At 71.8% G+C, this 16,743-nt stretch carries 18 protein-coding genes and 1 pseudogene; 7 read left to right on the top strand and 12 right to left on the bottom strand.

Features of this window, described 5'->3' with window-relative positions:
• The first annotated feature begins 14 nt into the window (after positions 1-14).
• Entirely contained in the window at positions 15-416 is a 402-nt protein-coding gene (locus Asi02nite_RS25255) for a GlcG/HbpS family heme-binding protein (RefSeq protein WP_203716397.1), read from the top strand.
• Positions 417-1,144: 728 nt separating this feature from the next.
• Here the strand turns inward: Asi02nite_RS25255 and Asi02nite_RS25250 are convergent.
• A pseudogene (locus tag Asi02nite_RS25250) lies at positions 1,145-1,300 on the bottom strand (DUF255 domain-containing protein); the annotation flags it as partial.
• Positions 1,301-1,390: 90 nt separating this feature from the next.
• Here Asi02nite_RS25250 and Asi02nite_RS25245 point away from each other — a divergent pair.
• Positions 1,391-2,347: a phosphotransferase gene (locus Asi02nite_RS25245; protein ID WP_203716396.1), complete on the top strand. Its 957-nt coding sequence runs from the start codon at positions 1,391-1,393 to the stop codon at positions 2,345-2,347.
• Here Asi02nite_RS25245 and Asi02nite_RS25240 read toward each other — a convergent pair.
• Positions 2,344-3,222, bottom strand: a complete 879-nt coding sequence (locus Asi02nite_RS25240; RefSeq protein ID WP_203716395.1) for an oxidoreductase — start codon at positions 3,220-3,222, stop codon at positions 2,344-2,346. The two genes, Asi02nite_RS25245 and Asi02nite_RS25240, sit on opposite strands and share 4 nt — an antisense overlap.
• Before the next feature lie 97 nt (positions 3,223-3,319).
• Here Asi02nite_RS25240 and Asi02nite_RS25235 point away from each other — a divergent pair, with 97 nt between their 5' ends.
• A complete protein-coding gene (locus Asi02nite_RS25235; protein ID WP_203716394.1) occupies positions 3,320-3,889 on the top strand; it encodes a TetR family transcriptional regulator in 570 nt (189 codons plus the stop codon).
• Positions 3,890-3,892: 3 nt separating this feature from the next.
• On the opposite strand, the gene Asi02nite_RS25230 is transcribed toward Asi02nite_RS25235, so the two are convergent.
• From Asi02nite_RS25230 to mca, 3 genes are all read right to left on the bottom strand, one after another.
• Positions 3,893-6,412, bottom strand: coding sequence for a putative bifunctional diguanylate cyclase/phosphodiesterase (locus Asi02nite_RS25230; protein WP_203716393.1), 2,520 nt, complete (start codon positions 6,410-6,412; stop codon positions 3,893-3,895).
• A gap of 261 nt (positions 6,413-6,673) precedes the next feature.
• Positions 6,674-6,922 carry a hypothetical protein gene (locus Asi02nite_RS25225; RefSeq protein ID WP_203716392.1) on the bottom strand — a complete coding sequence of 83 codons (249 nt, stop codon included), beginning with the start codon at positions 6,920-6,922 and terminating at the stop codon, positions 6,674-6,676.
• A 74-nt stretch (positions 6,923-6,996) separates the two neighbouring features.
• Complete coding sequence (gene mca, locus Asi02nite_RS25220; protein ID WP_203716391.1) at positions 6,997-7,878, bottom strand: mycothiol conjugate amidase Mca; 882 nt, start codon at positions 7,876-7,878, stop codon at positions 6,997-6,999.
• 123 nt (positions 7,879-8,001) lie between these two features.
• Here mca and Asi02nite_RS25215 point away from each other — a divergent pair, with 123 nt between their 5' ends.
• Together Asi02nite_RS25215 and greA are read left to right on the top strand one after the other, a co-directional pair.
• The gene (locus tag Asi02nite_RS25215) at positions 8,002-8,436 is read left to right on the top strand and encodes a DUF4307 domain-containing protein (protein WP_239127056.1); all 435 of its coding nucleotides are present in this window, start codon (positions 8,002-8,004) and stop codon (positions 8,434-8,436) included.
• A gap of 86 nt (positions 8,437-8,522) precedes the next feature.
• Positions 8,523-9,023: a transcription elongation factor GreA gene (gene greA / locus Asi02nite_RS25210; protein ID WP_203716389.1), complete on the top strand. Its 501-nt coding sequence runs from the start codon at positions 8,523-8,525 to the stop codon at positions 9,021-9,023.
• A gap of 13 nt (positions 9,024-9,036) precedes the next feature.
• Here the strand turns inward: greA and ilvA are convergent, their stop codons facing one another.
• The 4 genes from ilvA to Asi02nite_RS25190 all read right to left on the bottom strand — a co-directional run bounded on the left by ilvA (position 9,037) and on the right by Asi02nite_RS25190 (position 13,638).
• Positions 9,037-10,248, bottom strand: coding sequence for a threonine ammonia-lyase (ilvA, locus tag Asi02nite_RS25205; protein ID WP_203716388.1), 1,212 nt, complete (start codon positions 10,246-10,248; stop codon positions 9,037-9,039).
• Positions 10,245-10,967: a DUF4328 domain-containing protein gene (locus tag Asi02nite_RS25200; RefSeq protein WP_203716387.1), complete on the bottom strand. Its 723-nt coding sequence runs from the start codon at positions 10,965-10,967 to the stop codon at positions 10,245-10,247. The genes ilvA and Asi02nite_RS25200 overlap by 4 nt, the downstream gene beginning before the upstream one ends.
• A gap of 86 nt (positions 10,968-11,053) precedes the next feature.
• The gene (locus Asi02nite_RS25195; RefSeq protein ID WP_203716386.1) at positions 11,054-12,445 is read right to left on the bottom strand and encodes an amidase; all 1,392 of its coding nucleotides are present in this window, start codon (positions 12,443-12,445) and stop codon (positions 11,054-11,056) included.
• A gap of 50 nt (positions 12,446-12,495) precedes the next feature.
• On the bottom strand, positions 12,496-13,638 hold the full coding sequence (locus Asi02nite_RS25190) for a cystathionine gamma-synthase (protein ID WP_203716385.1): 1,143 nt from the start codon (positions 13,636-13,638) through the stop codon (positions 12,496-12,498).
• A 106-nt stretch (positions 13,639-13,744) separates the two neighbouring features.
• Between Asi02nite_RS25190 and Asi02nite_RS25185 the strand changes: the two genes are divergently transcribed.
• Positions 13,745-14,599 (top strand): NAD-dependent epimerase/dehydratase family protein, encoded by an 855-nt coding sequence (locus Asi02nite_RS25185; protein ID WP_203716384.1) that lies wholly within the window; start codon positions 13,745-13,747, stop codon positions 14,597-14,599.
• On the opposite strand, the gene Asi02nite_RS25180 is transcribed toward Asi02nite_RS25185, so the two are convergent.
• The gene (locus Asi02nite_RS25180) at positions 14,600-15,091 is read right to left on the bottom strand and encodes a GNAT family N-acetyltransferase (protein WP_203716383.1); all 492 of its coding nucleotides are present in this window, start codon (positions 15,089-15,091) and stop codon (positions 14,600-14,602) included.
• 1 nt (position 15,092) lies between these two features.
• Positions 15,093-15,374 carry a type II toxin-antitoxin system TacA family antitoxin gene (locus Asi02nite_RS25175; protein ID WP_203716382.1) on the bottom strand — a complete coding sequence of 94 codons (282 nt, stop codon included), beginning with the start codon at positions 15,372-15,374 and terminating at the stop codon, positions 15,093-15,095.
• Positions 15,375-15,546: 172 nt separating this feature from the next.
• Between Asi02nite_RS25175 and Asi02nite_RS25170 the strand changes: the two genes are divergently transcribed.
• Positions 15,547-16,419 (top strand): DUF4253 domain-containing protein, encoded by an 873-nt coding sequence (locus tag Asi02nite_RS25170; RefSeq protein WP_203716381.1) that lies wholly within the window; start codon positions 15,547-15,549, stop codon positions 16,417-16,419.
• Here the strand turns inward: Asi02nite_RS25170 and Asi02nite_RS25165 are convergent.
• Positions 16,354-16,737, bottom strand: coding sequence for a hypothetical protein (locus Asi02nite_RS25165; protein WP_203716380.1), 384 nt, complete (start codon positions 16,735-16,737; stop codon positions 16,354-16,356). The genes Asi02nite_RS25170 and Asi02nite_RS25165 overlap by 66 nt on opposite strands.
• Positions 16,738-16,743: the final 6 nt, after the last annotated feature.

The following is a 16,743-nucleotide window of genomic DNA, read 5'->3' as shown; positions in this document are numbered from 1 at the left end:
TCCGGAGGTACTCCATGTCCGCGCTGACTCTTGAAGCTGCTGACCGTATCGCCGCCGCAGGTCGAAAGGCAGCGGCTGAGAACGGCACCGCGATGAACATCGCCATTGTCGATGGCGGCGGCCATCTGGTGTATTTCTCGCGTATGGACCAGGCTTGGCTCGGCTCGATCGACCTTGCCCTGAAAAAGGCGAAAACCTCAGTCCTGTTTTGTATGCCCAGCTCCGTGCTCGGTGAGATGTCGCAGCCGGGTGGTCCCGTCTACGGCATCGAGTGGAGCAACGACGGCTTGGTTTCCTTCGGCGGCGGCCTGCCTCTCACCGCCGTGGACGGCAGTATCGTCGGCGCGGTCGGCGTCTCTGGCGGTACCGCTGAACAGGACGTGCAGATCGCTCAAGCATGCGTCCAAGCCCTGTAGCGAACGCCTAATGCCGATGATGACGGACCGCCGGCCAGGCGCCGGCGGCTGTCATCGCTCCCGCGATGTCTCCGCAGCCGCGGCCAGAAACTGCGTCGGGCGGGAAGCGGACGACCGCGCATACTGGCCGTGGCCGAAGGGCGACTCGACGCACGCTGCAGCAACGCGTTTGCGTCGATCGCAGGATGGACCTCCAGCGCGAACGGGTCGCGTTCGCCGACCGCGCAAAGTCGCCACCCAGGATTTCGGTAGGTAGAGGGCGGTATCGAGCATCGCGTGAGCCGTCTGGGCGGCCTCGACATCGCCGAGATACTCACGGCTCGGGCCAGCCGAAACGCTGTCCGACCGTCAACATCAGCTAATCCAACAACGCCCCGCCACCGTCGGGCGTCGACCCTCTAGCCGGCCCGCCCCTAGCTGCCGCCAGTTCGGGTGGCACTCGCGCACCTGGGTGGTCCGCCAGCAACGCGCGCCGCTACGACGGCTGCGAAGGCATGCGACACCGCGGCTGTGCCACTTCGGTCACCGGATACTCTCGCGACGCGGACTCGCGGAGGAGGAGGACCTGGAGGGGCCGCCATGGCCTCGTCCCCGAGTTCCGGTGCCTGTTCGAGCGAACCGCAACCCAGCGATCGATCTCCTCGTCGACCGTGTCGTCGTACGCGATCATCTGCGACCTCGCTGGCGCCAGCCCCAGCAGATCCACTACTGGTTTGACGAGTTCACTGACACCAGTGGCAGGCGGCGTAACCGACGGAGATCAGCACGGGCACGTCGCGCCGGGCAGCCTCGGCGAACGCCTCCGCTCCCCACGGCCACCAGTCGACCGGGTTGTCGGCGTGCTGCAGGAGGTAGGGCGAGGTGGCGCTGGCGAGCCTGTTCACGGTTCCTAGCCTGTCACAGCGGACGCCCCGTAACTCGTTTGCGTCGCGCGGCGTCGCTCGGCAGCATTGCCCGCCGACCTTGGAGGCGGGATGGCGCGGGAGTTCCTGCGGGGCGACGAGCTTCGCGACCTGGTGGCCGAGCAGTTCGGCACCGCACGTCGGCTGCTCGACGTGCGGCGGCTGGCCGGGGGCAGCAGGAAGGGCGTCTACCGGCTGCGGCTGGACGACGGGACCTCGGCGGTGCTCTACCGGTGGACGGACGACGAGGACTACTGGCCGGCGCCGCCGGTGGTGCCGGGCGACCCGTTCGTCAACGCGTCCGGCCCGGCACTGTTCGCGGCGAGCCATGCCGCGCTCACCGCGGCGGGCGTGCGGGTGCCGCGACTGATCACGACGGACGGTGCGGTCGCGCTGCTCGAGGACGCGGGCGGCACGACGCTGGAGACCCTGTTGGAGCGTGATCCGGCGGCCGCTGCGGCGCCGCTGGCCGCTCTCGGCGACGCGGTGCGCCGGATGCACACGACGTTCGGTCCGCGCTACGGAAAGCTCGAGGAGATCGACCACACCGCGGCCCAGCGGCCCGCGCAGGACGTGATCCTCGACCGTGCGCTCGTCCACCTCGACGCCGCGGCCGCCCGCGACGACCGGATGGCCGCGGCGCGCGAGCCGATCGCGGCGCACGCGCGCCGGCTGCACGGCGCTGTCCGGCCCCGCCACGAGTTCGCGTTGATCCACGCCGAGTTGGGCCCGGACCACGTGCTCGTCACGGCCGACGGCGAGCCGGTCCTGATCGACATCGAGGGCGTGTCCTATTTCGACGTGGAGTGGGAGCACGCGTTCCTCCAGCTCCGCTTCGGTGCCGCGTACCCGGCCCTCGGACCTGTCGCGTGTGACCCGGCGCGGCTGGCGTTCTACCGCTACGCCCAGGTGCTCGCGCTGGTCGAGGGCCCGCTGCGGATCGCCACGACCGACTTCCCGCAGCGGCGGTGGATGCTCGACCTGGCCGACCTCAACATCACCAAGGCCTGCCGCGAGGCGGCCGCCTAGCCCGCCCGCGCGGCGAGGTCGTACGAGACGCCGGTCAACCGCTCCGAGGCCGTCCAGAGACGCGTACGCGTCGACGGGTCCTGCGCGGCGGCCGGGATCCTGGCCGGCGCGGGGAGGCCGCGGCCCTCGCCGAAGCCGCGCGGCGCGTAGTAGGCGCCGCTGGAAGCCGTGGGGTCGGTCGCGGCGAACAGGCTCGGCCGGGCAGCGTCCTCGACGCTCTGCCCCAACAGGGCGACGACCCGGTCGGCGAGGAACCGGAGCGGGCCCGAGACGTGCCGCTGGATGCCCGTGGGCGCGGTCCCGGGATGCACGGCGATGCTGCGCAGCCCGTCGGCGCGCGCGGCGAGTTCGAGTGCGAACGCCACGTTGGCCAGCTTGGCCGCGCTGTAGGCGCGCATCGGGCGATAGCCGGTGCGCAGGTCGAGGTTCTCGAAGTCCAGCCGGCCCCGGCGGGCGATCACGGCGCTCACGGTCACCACCCGCGGCGCGTCGGCGGCGAGCAGGGCCGGCAGCAGCAGGCCCGTGAGCGCGAAGTGCCCGAGGTGGTTGGTGCCGAAGGTGAGCTCGAAGCCGTCGGCGGTCAGCCGCCGCTCCGGCACGGCCATCACGCCGGCGTTGTTGACCAGCAGGTCGACGCGGGGGTGGTCGACCAGGATCCGGCCGGCGAACGCGCGCACGGACGTCAGGTCGGCGAGGTCCAGCTCGCCGGTGGAGACGGTGCTGTAGGGGTACGCGGCGCGGATCCGGGCGGCGGCGGCTCGCAGCGCTTCCGGCCGCCGGCCGGCGATGACGACGTGCCGCCCCAGCCGGGCCAGCTCGGCGGCCGTCACGTACCCGATCCCGCCGGTGCTCCCCGTGACGATGGCGATCTTCATGGTCGTACCCCTCCTCGCTCGGTCGTTGACTAACTAGATAGTCAACCTGCGGAGGCCCGATTGTCAACTAACCGGTTAGTCAAGTAATCTCAGCGACATGCCGCCGACCGGAGACGCCCAGGAAACCCGCCGCCGCCTGGTGGAGGCCGCCTATCGCGAGTTCGCCGCCCACGGCATCGCCGGAGCGCGCGTCGACCGCATCGCGGCCGCGGCCGGTGCCAACAAGGCGCTCATCTACTTTCACTTCGGCAACAAGGACGGCCTGTTCACGGCGGTCTTCGAGATGATCGTGAGCCAGGCGCTGGCCGAGGCCCCGATCGACGCCGCCGATCTCCCGGAATACGCCGGTCGCCTCTTCGACGCGTCCGAGGCCCATCCCGACGCGCTGCGCCTGGCCACCTGGCACCGCCTGGAGCGTGCCGCCGACCAGCCGCCGATCCAGGCGGTGCTCGACGCCAACCAGGCCAAGGTCGACACGATCGCGCGGGCCCAGGCCGCCGGCCTGATCACGACCCGCTACACGGCGGCGGAGATCCTGGCCCTCGTGCTGACCATCGCCAACATGTGGTCGGTGCTGTCGCCCGAGATGCACGTGACGGCCCCGCAGGACCGCGCCACCCGCCGCGCCTTGGTCGTCTCAGCGGTCACGACGCTGATCCAGCCCTAGGAACTAGGCCGATCCGTCGGCCCGCAGCGGGAAGACCTTGGCCCGCGCCGAGTCGGTGAGCTGGCTCAACACCGCCACGATCTTGTCGGCCGGCATCGGCTTGAAGAAGTGGTAGCCCTGCGCCGCCGCGCACCCGAGGTTTTCCAACGCGGCGCGCTGGGCGGCCGTCTCGACGCCCTCGGCCACGACCCGTAGCCCGAGTTCCTGGCCGAGCCCGATGGTGAAGCGGACGATCGCGGCGGCCTGGGGCGACTCGGCCATCCGCATGACGAACGAGCGGTCGACCTTGACCTCGTCGACCGGCACCCGGGCCAGGAAGGCCAGCGACGAGTAGCCGGTGCCGAAGTCGTCGAGCGCGATCCGCACGCCCAGGTTCCGCAGGCCCGCGAGCACCTCGTCGATGATCTCCTGGTCGCTCATCACCACGGTCTCGGTGATCTCCAGGACGAGCCGTTCGGGCCCGACGCCGTGCTGGCGGAGCAACTCGGCGACGGCGTTGGGCAGGTGCTGGTCGAGCAGGTTGTGCGCCGACAGGTTGACCGCGATCGGCACGTCCATGCCGTGCGCGGCCACGTCGGCCGCGACCCGCAGCGCGCGGTCGATCACGTAGAGGGTGAAGGCGCCCAGCAGGTCGCTCTCCTCGGCGGCCCGGACGAAGTCGCCGGGCTTGAGGACGCCGCGGCGCGGGTGGCGCCAGCGGATCAGGGCCTCGACGCCGGTGGGGGCGCCGGTGGTCAGGTCGACGGCGGGCTGCAGCGCCAGCACGAGCTGGTCCTCGGCCTCCAGGGCCTCGCGCAGCTCGGCCAGCAGGGTGAGCTGGTCGGTGCTGCTCTCGTCGCGGCTCGGGTCGTAGCAGGCGGTGTTGGCGCCGCCGTCCTGCTTGGCGTAGCGCAGCGCGATGTCGGCCCTGCGCAGCAGCTCGGCCACGTTGGCACTGCCGGCGGCGGCCACGACCACGCCCGCGGAGGCCTCGACCGCGAGCTGGATGCTCTGCACCTCGGTCGGCGTCGCCACGGCCTCGACCATCTCCGCGGCCCGGTCCAGCGCCCGCGACGTGGTCATCCGCTCGGGCCCGGCGAGCAGCAGCGCGAACTGGTCGCCGCCGAGCCGGCCGAGCAGCTCGCCGGGGCCGGTCAGCGTGTTCATCCGCGCGGCGGTCGCGGCCAGCAACTCGTCGCCGGCCGCGTGGCCGAGCGTGTCGTTGACGGTGCGGAACTGCTTGATGTCGACGACGAGCAGGGCGATCGGATGGTCGCGGCCCAGCCGGCGCAGGGCGGCGTCACCCTGGGCGACCACGGCGGTCCGGTCGAGCAGCCCGGTCGTCCGGTCGTGCACGGCGTCGTACGAGGAGCGTTCGCGCAGCAGCGCCCAGGCGCGGTGGGTGACCGCGTCGTGCAGGGCCACCGCCAGGGTGTCGCCGAACGAGCGGAGCGCGAACTCGTCGCGGGCCGACGGCAGCGTGGGGCGCGGCAACGCGACCCGGATCTGGCCGACGAGCTGGCCGCGGACAGTCAGCTCGCGGACGAGGGTGGACTCGTCGCCTTCGGTGGCGGGCCGTTCGTCGAGGTCGGCGGCTCCCCCACCGCCGTCGGCGTCGCCGTGGTAGCGCCGCCAGCCGCCGTCCATCCGGATCACGTCGAGGTCGACCCGCTCGGCGACCAGCAGGCGCAGCGCGCCCGCGACACCGGCCGTGGCCACCTCGTCCTCGTCGAGCTTCTTGAGCGCGCTGGTGGCGCCGGCGAACTCCTCCCAGGCGCGCCGCTCGTCGGCGGCCCGCAGGCGCTGCCCGTAGGTCTGGTGGAGCAGCCAGAGCACCGGCGGGAGCAGCAGCAGCCAGCGGGGGTCGCTGTCGACCATCGCGACCACCGCGAGGCCGACCAGGACGTTGCCGACGACCATCAGCATCTTGTCGCGCAGCGCGCGGAGCAGCGTCGCGAACACCGGGACGCCGTGGACGAGGCGGAGGAAGACCACCGCGAGCAGCGCGCCGACGAGCAGGTAGGTGAGCGCGCCCAGGACCAGGGCGCCGGCCAGCGGCGGGGTGAGCGGTGCGCCGATCGGGTCCGAGAGGCGGCAGGCGACGGTGACCGCGGCCGCGACCGCGACGGTCTGGCTGGCCGCGATGTGCACGACCTCGATCGGGGTGCGGAGCTTCGCGAAGACCGCGAGGAGGAGCCAGGCGGCGAAGGCGCCGGCGAACGTGGCGGCGGCCAGCCAGCCGGATGGTGCGACGTAGAGGCCGATGATCAGCGCGGCCTCGCCCCAGGTGACGGATAGTCGCCCGGAGCCGATGCGTAGTCGGAGGCTGGCGAGCTGGGCCAGGGCCATCACGCCGCAGGCGATGCCGAACCGGGCGGCGGGCGGCAGCGGGTCATCGGTCGGGATCGTCGCCGGCCAGAGGAGCCCGACGATGGTGACGACGACCGCGCCGACGATGAGGAAGCCGGTGAAGGCGTGCGCCCGCGCCGGCACGTCCCCGGCGCCGCGGGCGACCCGACCCAGGCCGGCCCGCAGAGCGCTCATCGCCGACTCCCGCCCACGGGACCGCGCACGGCACGCTGACGATGATCGTCATGCGACCGGTCGCGCCAGGAGCGGCCGGTGATGCCCATCGGCGGCCCCCTTCCCGCGCACGCCACGGAAACCCGCACGGGTCCCCACGGCGGAAGGCTAAGCCAAACGGAGTGGGCGCAACAGGGGGCAGACGTCTGGTTTGGTGGTCAATGGATGCCGTCGTGCCTGGTCAGCACCAGATTGCCCAGTCTGGAACGAATCCAGAGCTGGTCAGGAACGGTCATTCGGGTCAATGGGTTTCGCCGCGACAGATTTCGTCGCGGTCGGATCCGCGACACTGTCGTCCTGCGCGGGGAAACGCTCCGGCAACCGCTTGAGCCGACCGTTCATGTTGCGGATCAACAGAACGGTCGCGGTGCCCAGCAGAATGATCAGCAGCAGCCCCATCGGGCCGGCCAGGCCGCCCTCCCGGGTGTCGCCGAAGTTGTTGACCGCGAGCACGTCGACGACCGTCAGCATGGCGGCACACTCCTTCTCACCGGGGGCTCGTCACCGAGGGGGCGGGGACGGCCCTTCACGCTACGCCCGCCCGCTCAGCGGGCGTGCACCGCCTCCCGAATGCCCGCGAACAGGTCGGACTCGGGCACCGGGCTGTCGACGAGCGACTTGACCAACTCGAAGTCTTCGGTCGGCCAGACCTTGCGCTGCAGCTCCAGCGGCACCCGGAACCAGGCGCCGTCGGGGTCGACCTGCGTGGCGTGGGCGCGCAGGGCGTCGTCGCGGGTCTCGAAGTATTCGCCGCACTCGACCCGGGTGGTGACCCGGTCGCCCTTGTCCTCGCGCTTGTCCCACTCCTTGATCCAGTCGGTGTAGGGCGACTCGAGGCCCGCCGCCAGCATCGCCTCGTGGGTCGCGAGCAGCCGGCCCCGGCTCCAGCCCATGTTGTAGTAGAGCTTCAGCGGCTGCCAAGGCTCGCCCTGGTCGGGGTAGCGCTCCGGGTCGCCGGCGGCGTCGAAGGCCGCGACGCTGACCTTGTGGCACATGATGTGGTCGGGGTGCGGGTAGCCGCCGTTCTCGTCATAGGTCGTGACGACGTGCGGGCGGAACTCGCGCATCAGGCGCACCAGCGGCGCCGTGGCCACCTCGAGCGGCTCAAGCGCGAAGCAGCCCTCGGGCAGCGGCGGCAGCGGGTCGCCCTCGGGCAGGCCCGAGTCGACGAAGCCCAGCCAGGCCTGCCGGATGCCGAGGATCGCGCGGGCCTCGTCCATCTCGGCGCGGCGGATCTCGGCGATGTTCTCCCAGACGTCGGGGCGGTCGAGCTTGGGGTTGAGCACGCTGCCGCGCTCGCCGCCGGTGCAGGTGACGACCAGGACGTCGACACCCTCCGCGACGTAGCGCGCGGCCGACGCGGCGCCCTTGCTCGACTCGTCGTCGGGATGTGCGTGCACGGCCATCAGACGCAACTGCTCTGCCACGGAGTGCTCCCCCTCGTCCCTGCCTCGGGCCTGGTCATCCTCGGCTGCGAGGATGGAACCCTGCCATTCTGGCCGATCGCACCGACAGGAATTCCGTCGGGACCAACCGCAGAGGTGCCCCCGTTGACCGAGACGCCGACATCAACAACACCGGCCACGCCGGTGTTCCCGCCCGGCCGCTACGGCCACCGGCGCGACGCGCGCCGGCGCCGGCCCTGGCTGGTCGCCGGACTGGCCGTGGTCACCCTGATCGTCGGGGCCCTCGTGTCGGTCCGGCTCTACAAAAACTACGGCGACCCGGCGTACGACGCCCAGGTAGTCAACTTCACCGATATCGCCGACGACGGGCTGACTCTCAGGTTCCGGGTCACGATCCCAGATGGTGGACAGGCGACCTGCGTGCTGCGGGCGCGGGCCAAGGACGGGGCGACGGTCGGCACCCAGGAGCTGCCGGTCAGCGACCAGCCCGGTGACGGGGCCACCGCGGTCACGCATCGCCTGGTCACGACCGCCAAGCCGTTCATCGGCGAAGTGCTGCGCTGCCGGCCGGCGGGATAACGGGTGTTTCGGGCGCGACAACTGATGGTCTATCGCTGGTAAGTTGGAAGTTCGTACCTGTCACCCGCCACCCAAGGAGATCGTCTGTGTCCACGACCGACCGCGGGGCTCCCGTCACATGGTTGTCCCAGGACGCGCATGACCGGCTCCAGGCGGAGCTCGACGAGCTGATCGCGGCCCGCCCCGTGATCGCCGCCGAGATCAACGCCCGCCGCGAGGAGGGCGACCTGCGCGAGAACGGGGGCTACCACGCCGCCCGCGAGGAGCAGGGCAAGCAGGAGCACCGCATCAGCTACCTCAAGGAACTGCTGCGCACCGCGCAGGTCGGCGACGCCCCCACGGCCGACGCCGTCGCGCCCGGCACCGTCGTGACGATCCACTTCGACGACGACGCCGCCGACACCGAGACGTTCCTGCTCGGCTCGCGGGAGATCGCGGCGACGACCGACCTGACCGTCTACAGCCCCGAGTCGGCGCTCGGCAAGGCCATCCTCGGCGCGCACAACGGCGACACCGTGACCTACACGGCCCCCAGCGGCGCCGACATCAAGGTCACCGTCGTCACCTTCGCGCCGTTCGAGGGCTGACCTCGCCGCAGGCTCAGGCGAACGAGACGATGTAGCCGCACGCGCGCAGGGCACCCACCACCTGGTCGGAGTGTTCCGAGCCGCGCGTCTCGACCGAGAGCGCGACCTCGACCTCGCCGAGCCGCAGGTGCGGGTTCTGCCGCTGGTGCACGACGTCGACGACGTTGGCGTGCTGGTCGGCGATCTGCCGGAGCAGGTTGGCGAGCTGGCCAGGCCGGTCGGCACAGCGCACCGTGAACCTCAGGTAGCGGCCGGCCGCCGCCAGCCCGTGCTCGATCACCCGCATCAGCAGCAGCGGGTCGATGTTGCCGCCCGAGAGCACGGCGACGGTCGGCGGCTCGGCCTCGACCACGCCGGCCAGCAGGGCGGCGACGCCGACCGCGCCGGCCGGCTCGACGACCAGCTTGCCGCGTTCGAGCAGCATCAGCAGCGCCCGGGAGATGTCCTCCTCGGTCACCGTGACGACCTCGTCGACCAGCTTCTCGACGTGCGCGAAGGTGAGGTCGCCGGGGCAGCCGACCGCGATGCCGTCGGCGATCGTCGAGTAGCTGGCCAGCCGGGTCGGCGAGCCCGCGATCAGCGAGGGCGGGAACGCCGCGGCGTTGGCGGCCTGCACCCCGACCACGCGTACGTGCGGGTTGAGCGCCTTGGCCGCCACCGCCAGACCGGAGACGAGCCCACCGCCGCCGACCCCGGTGACGATCGTGCGGACCTGCGGGAGCTGCTCGAGGATCTCCAACGCAACGGTGCCCTGCCCGGCGATCACGTCGGGGTGGTCGAACGGGTGGATGAAGATCGCGCCCGTCCGGTCGGCGAACTCCTGCGCCGCGACCAGCGACTCGTCGACGGTCGCGCCGACCAGCTCGATCGCCGCGCCGTAGCCCTTGGTGGCCGCCACCTTAGGCAGCGGCGCGCCCTCGGGCATGAAGACGGTGGCGCTCGCACCGAGCATCTCGGCGGCGAGGGCGACGCCCTGGGCGTGGTTGCCGGCGCTGGCCGCGACCACGCCGCGGGCGCGCTCCGCGTCGGTCAGCCGGGCGATCCGCACGTACGCGCCGCGAACCTTGTACGAGCCGGCACGCTGCAGGTTCTCGCACTTGAGCCAGGCCGGGCCGCCGAGCCGGGCGCTCAGCGGCCGGGATGGTTCCAGCGGCGTGGTGCGTACGACTCCGGCCAGCAGCTCGCGGGCCGCCTCGACGTCGGCCAGCCCGACAAGGTCCGTCATGCCCCGATCGTCGCACTCCCGGCGGCGTCCGGCGCGTCGGGTGCCGCTGTTACACCCGTCACCCCGCCCTGCCCGGCCCGGATGCGGGCCTCCTGCGCCGCGCAGACGCGCAGCACCACCGGGACGAACGCGGCGGCCGCGAGCAGCCCCAGGACGGCGGCCGCTCCCTCGATCCGGGTGGCCAGCAGGTAGGCGTCGGACTTCTCGATCCTCTCATCGATGAAGGGGTTGAGCGTGACCACGAACGCGATCCGGTCCAGTGCGGTCGAGCCGACCAGCGTGAGCCACCAGAAGACGGCGACGCGGCGCGCCCATGGCGCGGTGACGCTCTCCCGGGTCACGTTGTGCACCATCCGGCCGGGAAGGTAGAGGTTGGCGCCCGGCACGAACCAGCCGCCGATCGCCCAGCCGGGGCCGAGGGTCACCTCGGTGTAGGGGAACGCGTCGACGTTCTTGCGCGCCCGCCACAGCCAGACGATCGTCGCCGCCAGCGCGAGGAGTTGCACCGCGTTGACCGCGAGGCTGGCCGCCGGGATCTGCTCCTCGGCACGGACCGCCCGGTCGAGGTCGCCGACCCAGAGGCCGTCCGACACCGTCCAGGCCAGCACCGGGTTGACCAGGTACGCCAGCGCCGCCAGCCAGACCAGGACGATGGCGATGACGCCGACGGCCCGTACGCGATAGGTCCTGTGTCCTTCGTAGACGAACTCGTTCTTCATGCCCACTCCCCGTGATCTTGGACCGGATGATTCTGCGGTGCGCACGGGGAATCGAGATCAACCGGACGGGTGGATATCGACGCCGATCAGGCCGTCCCGGCCGGGTCGGCGACGCGCGGCCAGGAGCGGGCGTAGCGCGGCCACGGCGCCGCCACCTCGAACTGCCCCGCGATCGCGAGCAGCGACATCTCGCTGCCGGGCGGGCCGACCAGCTGCACGCCCAGCGGCAGGCCCTCGGGACGCATGCCGACCGGCACGACCAGGGCGGGCAGACCGGCGAGGTTCCAGGGCGCCGCGAAGGGGGCGTACCGCAGGCTCGTCAGCAGGTTGGCCCGCCACGACCGGGTCGACCACCGGTCGGCCGGCGGGGGTGCCGCGGCCAGCGCGGGGGTGACCAGCACGTCGACGTGGTGGTCGGTGAAGAAGTCGATGGACCGCTGCCGCCACGCCTCACGGTCGGCCGCCTTGACGTAGCCGCGCCTGGTGACCCAGTCGCCGAGCGCCGCGTGCCGCCGGCTGCGGGGCTGCAGCGCGCCGCGGTCGAGCGCGTCGAAGTCGGCGTCGCTGGAGGCCGCGGCGAACCAGTGCGCCATGCCCTTGAGCCCGAGCGACATCGGATAGGCCGGGTCGACGGTGGCGACGTCGTGCCCGGCGTCGACCAGCAGCTTCGACGCGGTGGTGACGGCGTCGCGGTTGGGTCCGTCGACGCGGACCCCGGCCACCGGCGAGCGGGTCGACACCGCGAACCGCAGCCGGGCCGGCTCGACCAGCTTCTCGGGGTTGCGGCCGGCGAGCACCGCGAAGACCAGGGCCGCGTCGGCCACGGCGGTCGCGAACACGCCGTGCTCGCTCAGCCCGAACCACCCGTCGGCACCCAACTCGCGGGGCACGACGTCACGGCCCGGCTTGAGCCCGATCAGGCCGCAGCAGGCGGCCGGGATGCGCACCGAGCCGAGCCCGTCGGTGCCGTGCGCGACCGGCACCATGCCGCTGGCGACCGCGGCCGCGGCGCCGCCCGACGAGCCACCGGGCGTGCGGTCGGTGCGCCACGGGTTGCGGGTCACGGCGGTCTCGTCGTCGGTCATGCCGAACAGCGCGAGCTCCGGCATCCGGGTGATGCCGACCGCGACCGCGCCGGCGCCACGCAGCCGGCGGACCACCTCGTGGTCCTCGGCCGCCACCGGCGTACGCGCGGCGGCGGAACCGTTCCAGATCGGCACGCCGGCGATCGCCGTGTTCTCCTTGATCGCGACCGGCACGCCGGCCAGCGGGAGGCTCGACAGGTCCTCGAGGACGTCGACCTCCTCGGCCTCGACGATCGCCGCGCCGGCCCGGACGGTCCGGAACGCGGACACGACCGGGTCGGCGACGGCGATGTGGTCGAGATGGTCGGCGACCACCCGGGTCGCGGTGGTGTCACCACGCCGCACGGCGCGGGCGATCTGGCGCGCGGTGGCGCCAACCCAACTCTCTGGCACGGGCCACCCTCCCCATCGGGCCGCATTGACCGCGCCAGTGTCTCAATAGGTCAGCCGAGCGCGCGCTCCAGGTCCGCCAGGAGATCGTCGGCCGTCTCGATGCCGACAGACAGGCGGACCAGATCGCCGGGCACCTCGAGCGGCGAACCGGCGGCGCTGGCGTGGGTCATCCGGCCCGGGTGCTCGATCAGCGATTCCACCCCACCGAGCGACTCGGCCAGGATGAACAGCTTCGTGCGCTCGCAGATGCGTACCGCCGCGTCCTCGCCGCCCGCGGCGCGGAACGAGACCATGCCGCCGAACCGCTTCATCTGCTTCGCGGCGGTCTCGTGCCCCGGGTGGGTGGGCAGGCCCGGGTAGAGCACTTCGGACACCGCCTGGTGGTGGCGTAGGTAGTCGACCACGCGCTCGGCGTTGTCGCAGTGCCGGTCCATCCGTACGCCCAGGGTCCGGATGCCCCGCATGGTCAGCCAGGCGTCGAACGGCCCGTTGACGGAACCCATCGCGTTCTGGTGGTACGCGAGCCGCTCACCGAGCTCGTCGTCGTTGACGATCAGCGCGCCGCCGACGACGTCGGAGTGGCCGCCGAGGTATTTGGTCGTCGAGTGGACCACCACGTCGGCGCCGAGGCTGAGCGGCTGCTGCAGGTAGGGCGAGGCGAACGTGTTGTCGACGACCAGCAGTGCTTGTGCGTCCCGCGCCAGCGCGGCGGTCGCGGCGATGTCGTTGACGCCGAGCAGCGGGTTCGACGGTGTCTCGACCCAGATGACCTTGGTCTGCCCCGGCCGGATCGCCGCGCGCATCGTGTCGAGGTGGTGGATGCTCGCCGCCGTCCAGGTCAGCCCCCAGCGCTCCGCCACCTTGGCGAAGAGCCGGAACGTGCCGCCGTACGCGTCGTCGGGGATGACCACGTGGTCGCCGGGCTGGCAGACGGTGCGCAGCAGCGTGTCCTCGGCGGCGAGCCCACTCGCGAACGCGAGGCCGCGACGGCCGCCTTCCAGCGCGCGCAGGCACTCCTGCAGGGCATCCCGGGTGGGGTTGCCGGAGCGGCTGTACTCGTAGCCTTCCCGCGGTTGGCCGACCCCGTCCTGGGCGTACGTGCTGGTCTGGAAGATCGGCGGGACGACCGACCCGGTGCGCGCCTCCGGATCCTGGCCGGCGTGGATGGCGAGCGTGTCGAAACCGTAGGTCATCTGATGGAGGCTAGTCGCCTTTGCTTCCGGTGCGCTGGGCGAGGTGCCCGCTTTGCCGTTTTCCCGCCATGGTGCGCCGGCTTTTCGGCGCTGTAGTTTCTGCGGAATGACAACACGCGTCGTCGTCACGGGCGGCAGCGGCAAGCTGGGCCGCGCCGTCGTGCGAGATCTGCTTTCACACGGGTACGAGGTTCACAATGTCGACCGGGTGCCGTCGCCGGACCCGGTGGCGGGTTTCACCCGCATCGACCTGGGTGACTATGGGCAGGTCGTCGAGGCGCTGTCGGGGATCGAGGACCGCTACTCGTCGGTCGACGCGGTGGTCCACCTGGCCGCCATCCCGGCTCCCGGCCTGACCGGAAACGCGGCGACGTTCACGCACAACATCACGGCGACCCACCACGTCTTCGCGGCGGCCCGGGCCGCGGGGATCACGAACGTGGTGTGGGCGAGCAGCGAGACACTGCTGGGCCTGCCGTTCCTCGAGTGCCCGCCGCCGTACCTGCCGGTGGACGAGGAGTATCCGGCGCGCCCGCAGTCGTCGTACGCGCTGGCGAAGCATCTGGAAGAGAAGATGGCGGAACAGTTCTGCCGCTTGAATCCGGCGATGAAGATAATCGGGCTGCGCTTCTCGAACGTGATGGAGCCGGCGGACTACGCGGCGTTCCCGTCGTACGCGGCGGACCCGCGCCTACGAAGCTGGAACGCCTGGTCCTACATCGACGCCCGCGACGGCGCCCAGGCGGTGCGGCTGTCCCTGGAACTGGACGCGACGGGCATGGACATCTTCATCATCGCCAACGCGGACACGGTGATGCCGCAGAAGTCCGCCGACCTGGCGGCGGAGGTCTTCCCGAACATCCCGCTGACCCACGACGTGGGCGACCACGGCACGTTCCTGTCGATCGAAAAAGCCCGACGGGTCCTGGGCTACGAACCCGAATTCACCTGGCGATCCTGACTAGTCGCCGATCGCGGCGGCGATGTCGGTGATCTTCTGGACCAGCCGAAGCGAGGACGGGATCTCGCGGAAGCCGTGGTGGGCGTAGAACGACTGGGCGGCGCGATCGATCGCGTCGACGACGACGTAGCGGGCGGCGACCGTCCTGGTGGCGGCCACGACCCGGGCGAGCGAGTCGGCCAGCAGCGCGCCGCCCAGGCCCTGCCCCTGGAGCGACTTGTCGAGCGCCAGCCGGGCGAGCAGCACCGCGGGGATCTGCGTCGGGTTGCCGCGCCCGATCGAGCGCGGCAGGCCTTCGCGCACGATCAGGTGGGCCGCGAGGGTGTAGTAGCCCACCACGCGGCCGTTGTCGTGCCAGACGAAGGTGCGCCCCGTGCGGCGGGCCTCGACGGTCAGGGCGTGCGCGCGAAGCCAGCCGTCCAGCTCGGGCTTGCCGCTCTCGAAGCGATCGCGATCGTGTCGGTCATGCAGCGGTTCTCCCGCGAAGGGCACGTCAGCGTCCCTCCACAGCGGAGCGCGCCCGCCGGGCGGCGGCCTGCAGCGCGGGGTTGGGTCGGGCGGGCGCGTCGAGCGCGCGCAGCAACTCGTCGAAGAAGTCGGCGGGCACGACCGTCGCCGACTCGTGCTCGTGGAGCACACGCTCGGCCCGTTCCTCGGTCGCAGTCCGCGCGAAGTCTGACGTGGTCTCGTTGACCAACTCGGCGGCGCGCTCGATCCGGCTCTTGACCTCGGGACGTAGCCGGAACTCGAACCGCGCTGACGCTGCAGTCGCCATCTGTCGTCCCTCCGTCGCTGTACGGACAATCGTACGGACGAAGGGGCGGAGAACGCCAGCCTTATTCGACATCCGTCACACCTCCGCCGCGGAGTGTGACAGCCCTCGCCCAGACCCGTTGGCGCGTGCGCGCCGAACTGCGCGGAAGATTGACATGCGTAGGCTGCGGTCCGTGGGCGCGGACCTGGCTTCGTTGTTGCCCGAGCGGGCTCGAGGCTGGCGGCCTGCCGTCACGCTGCCCCCGGGGCACGTCGTGGTCGCGGCGATGCCTCGGCGCCCGGTCGCGGAGGAGCGCTGGGCGAGCCGGGAATGGCCGACATACGCGGCCAAGCCGGCGACCATGTACGACGGCCTGCCGCACCCGCCGGTCTGTTGGCTCACCGACGGGCCGGTCTCCGCCGGGCTCTGGAGCCACCTGCGGGCCGAGCATCATCGCTCCGGGCTGTGGCCGTTGCTGGTGTTCCGTGGAGCCGGCGGGTTCGGCTGGTACGCGGAGGACGAGTCATCGCTGGCGCGGCTCGATCCCATGGCACTGATGGCGGGATGGTGGGCGAGCAGCGGCGTACGCCTGACCAAGGTCGACCGCCGCGTCCTGGGAACCGCCGCCTGGCCCGGCCCGGCGTCGCCCGGCAGGACGCGGGTCGACCCGGACGTGCTGGCCGACCAGATCGCCGAAGAACGGGTGGCGCGGGAACCGGCGGGAATCGCCCTGGTCCCGGCCACGCGCAGCGCCGACGCGATCGGCCTCGCGGGTTGGACGGCGACCGACTACGAGCCGTATTCACCCGGAGCGCTCTCGGCGGTGCTCCGCACCTGGGAGGACCGCTTCGGCGCCCGCGTGCTCGGTGTCGGTTCGGGCACCCTCTGGGTGAGCGTGGCCGCACCCCCGACCACCCTCGACCACGCGGCGCGCGTCGCGGTGGAGCACTTCGCCTTCTGCCCCGAGGTCGAACCGCCGGAAGAACGCTCCGACCAGCCCTCAGATTTCCTGCACTACGCCGCGACCATCATGCACCGCCCCCTCTGGCGCTTCTGGTGGGACTGAGCCGGGCACGCCCTTCGGGTTCTTCGAAGCTGCTTTGACCTCGTAGTTCGTGATGCGCCGCGCCTGCTCGGCCTCCCGGCTGTGCGGCACGAAGCAGGGCAGGCCGACTTCAGCCAACGCTTGCTCGAGCAGATCTTCGACGTCGCGATCATCGAGCGTACGGAGAGGCAACGCGGCCAGCATCGAGAGTGCCCGCCCGTCGTCGCCGCTCACCAGGACATCGCAGGCGGCGAGGACGACGGGTTCCGGGCCGTCGAAGCCGGCACTCCACATCGCCGCCGCGTCATGCAGGCGAGCCAACGCATCAGTACGGTTCATCGGACA

The sequence above is a fragment of the Asanoa siamensis genome (assembly GCF_016862555.1).
In the GTDB taxonomy this organism is placed as follows: domain Bacteria; phylum Actinomycetota; class Actinomycetes; order Mycobacteriales; family Micromonosporaceae; genus Asanoa; species Asanoa siamensis.
The sequence above is the reverse complement of the archived record's forward strand: the minus strand, read 5'-3'. Positions and strand labels throughout refer to the sequence as shown.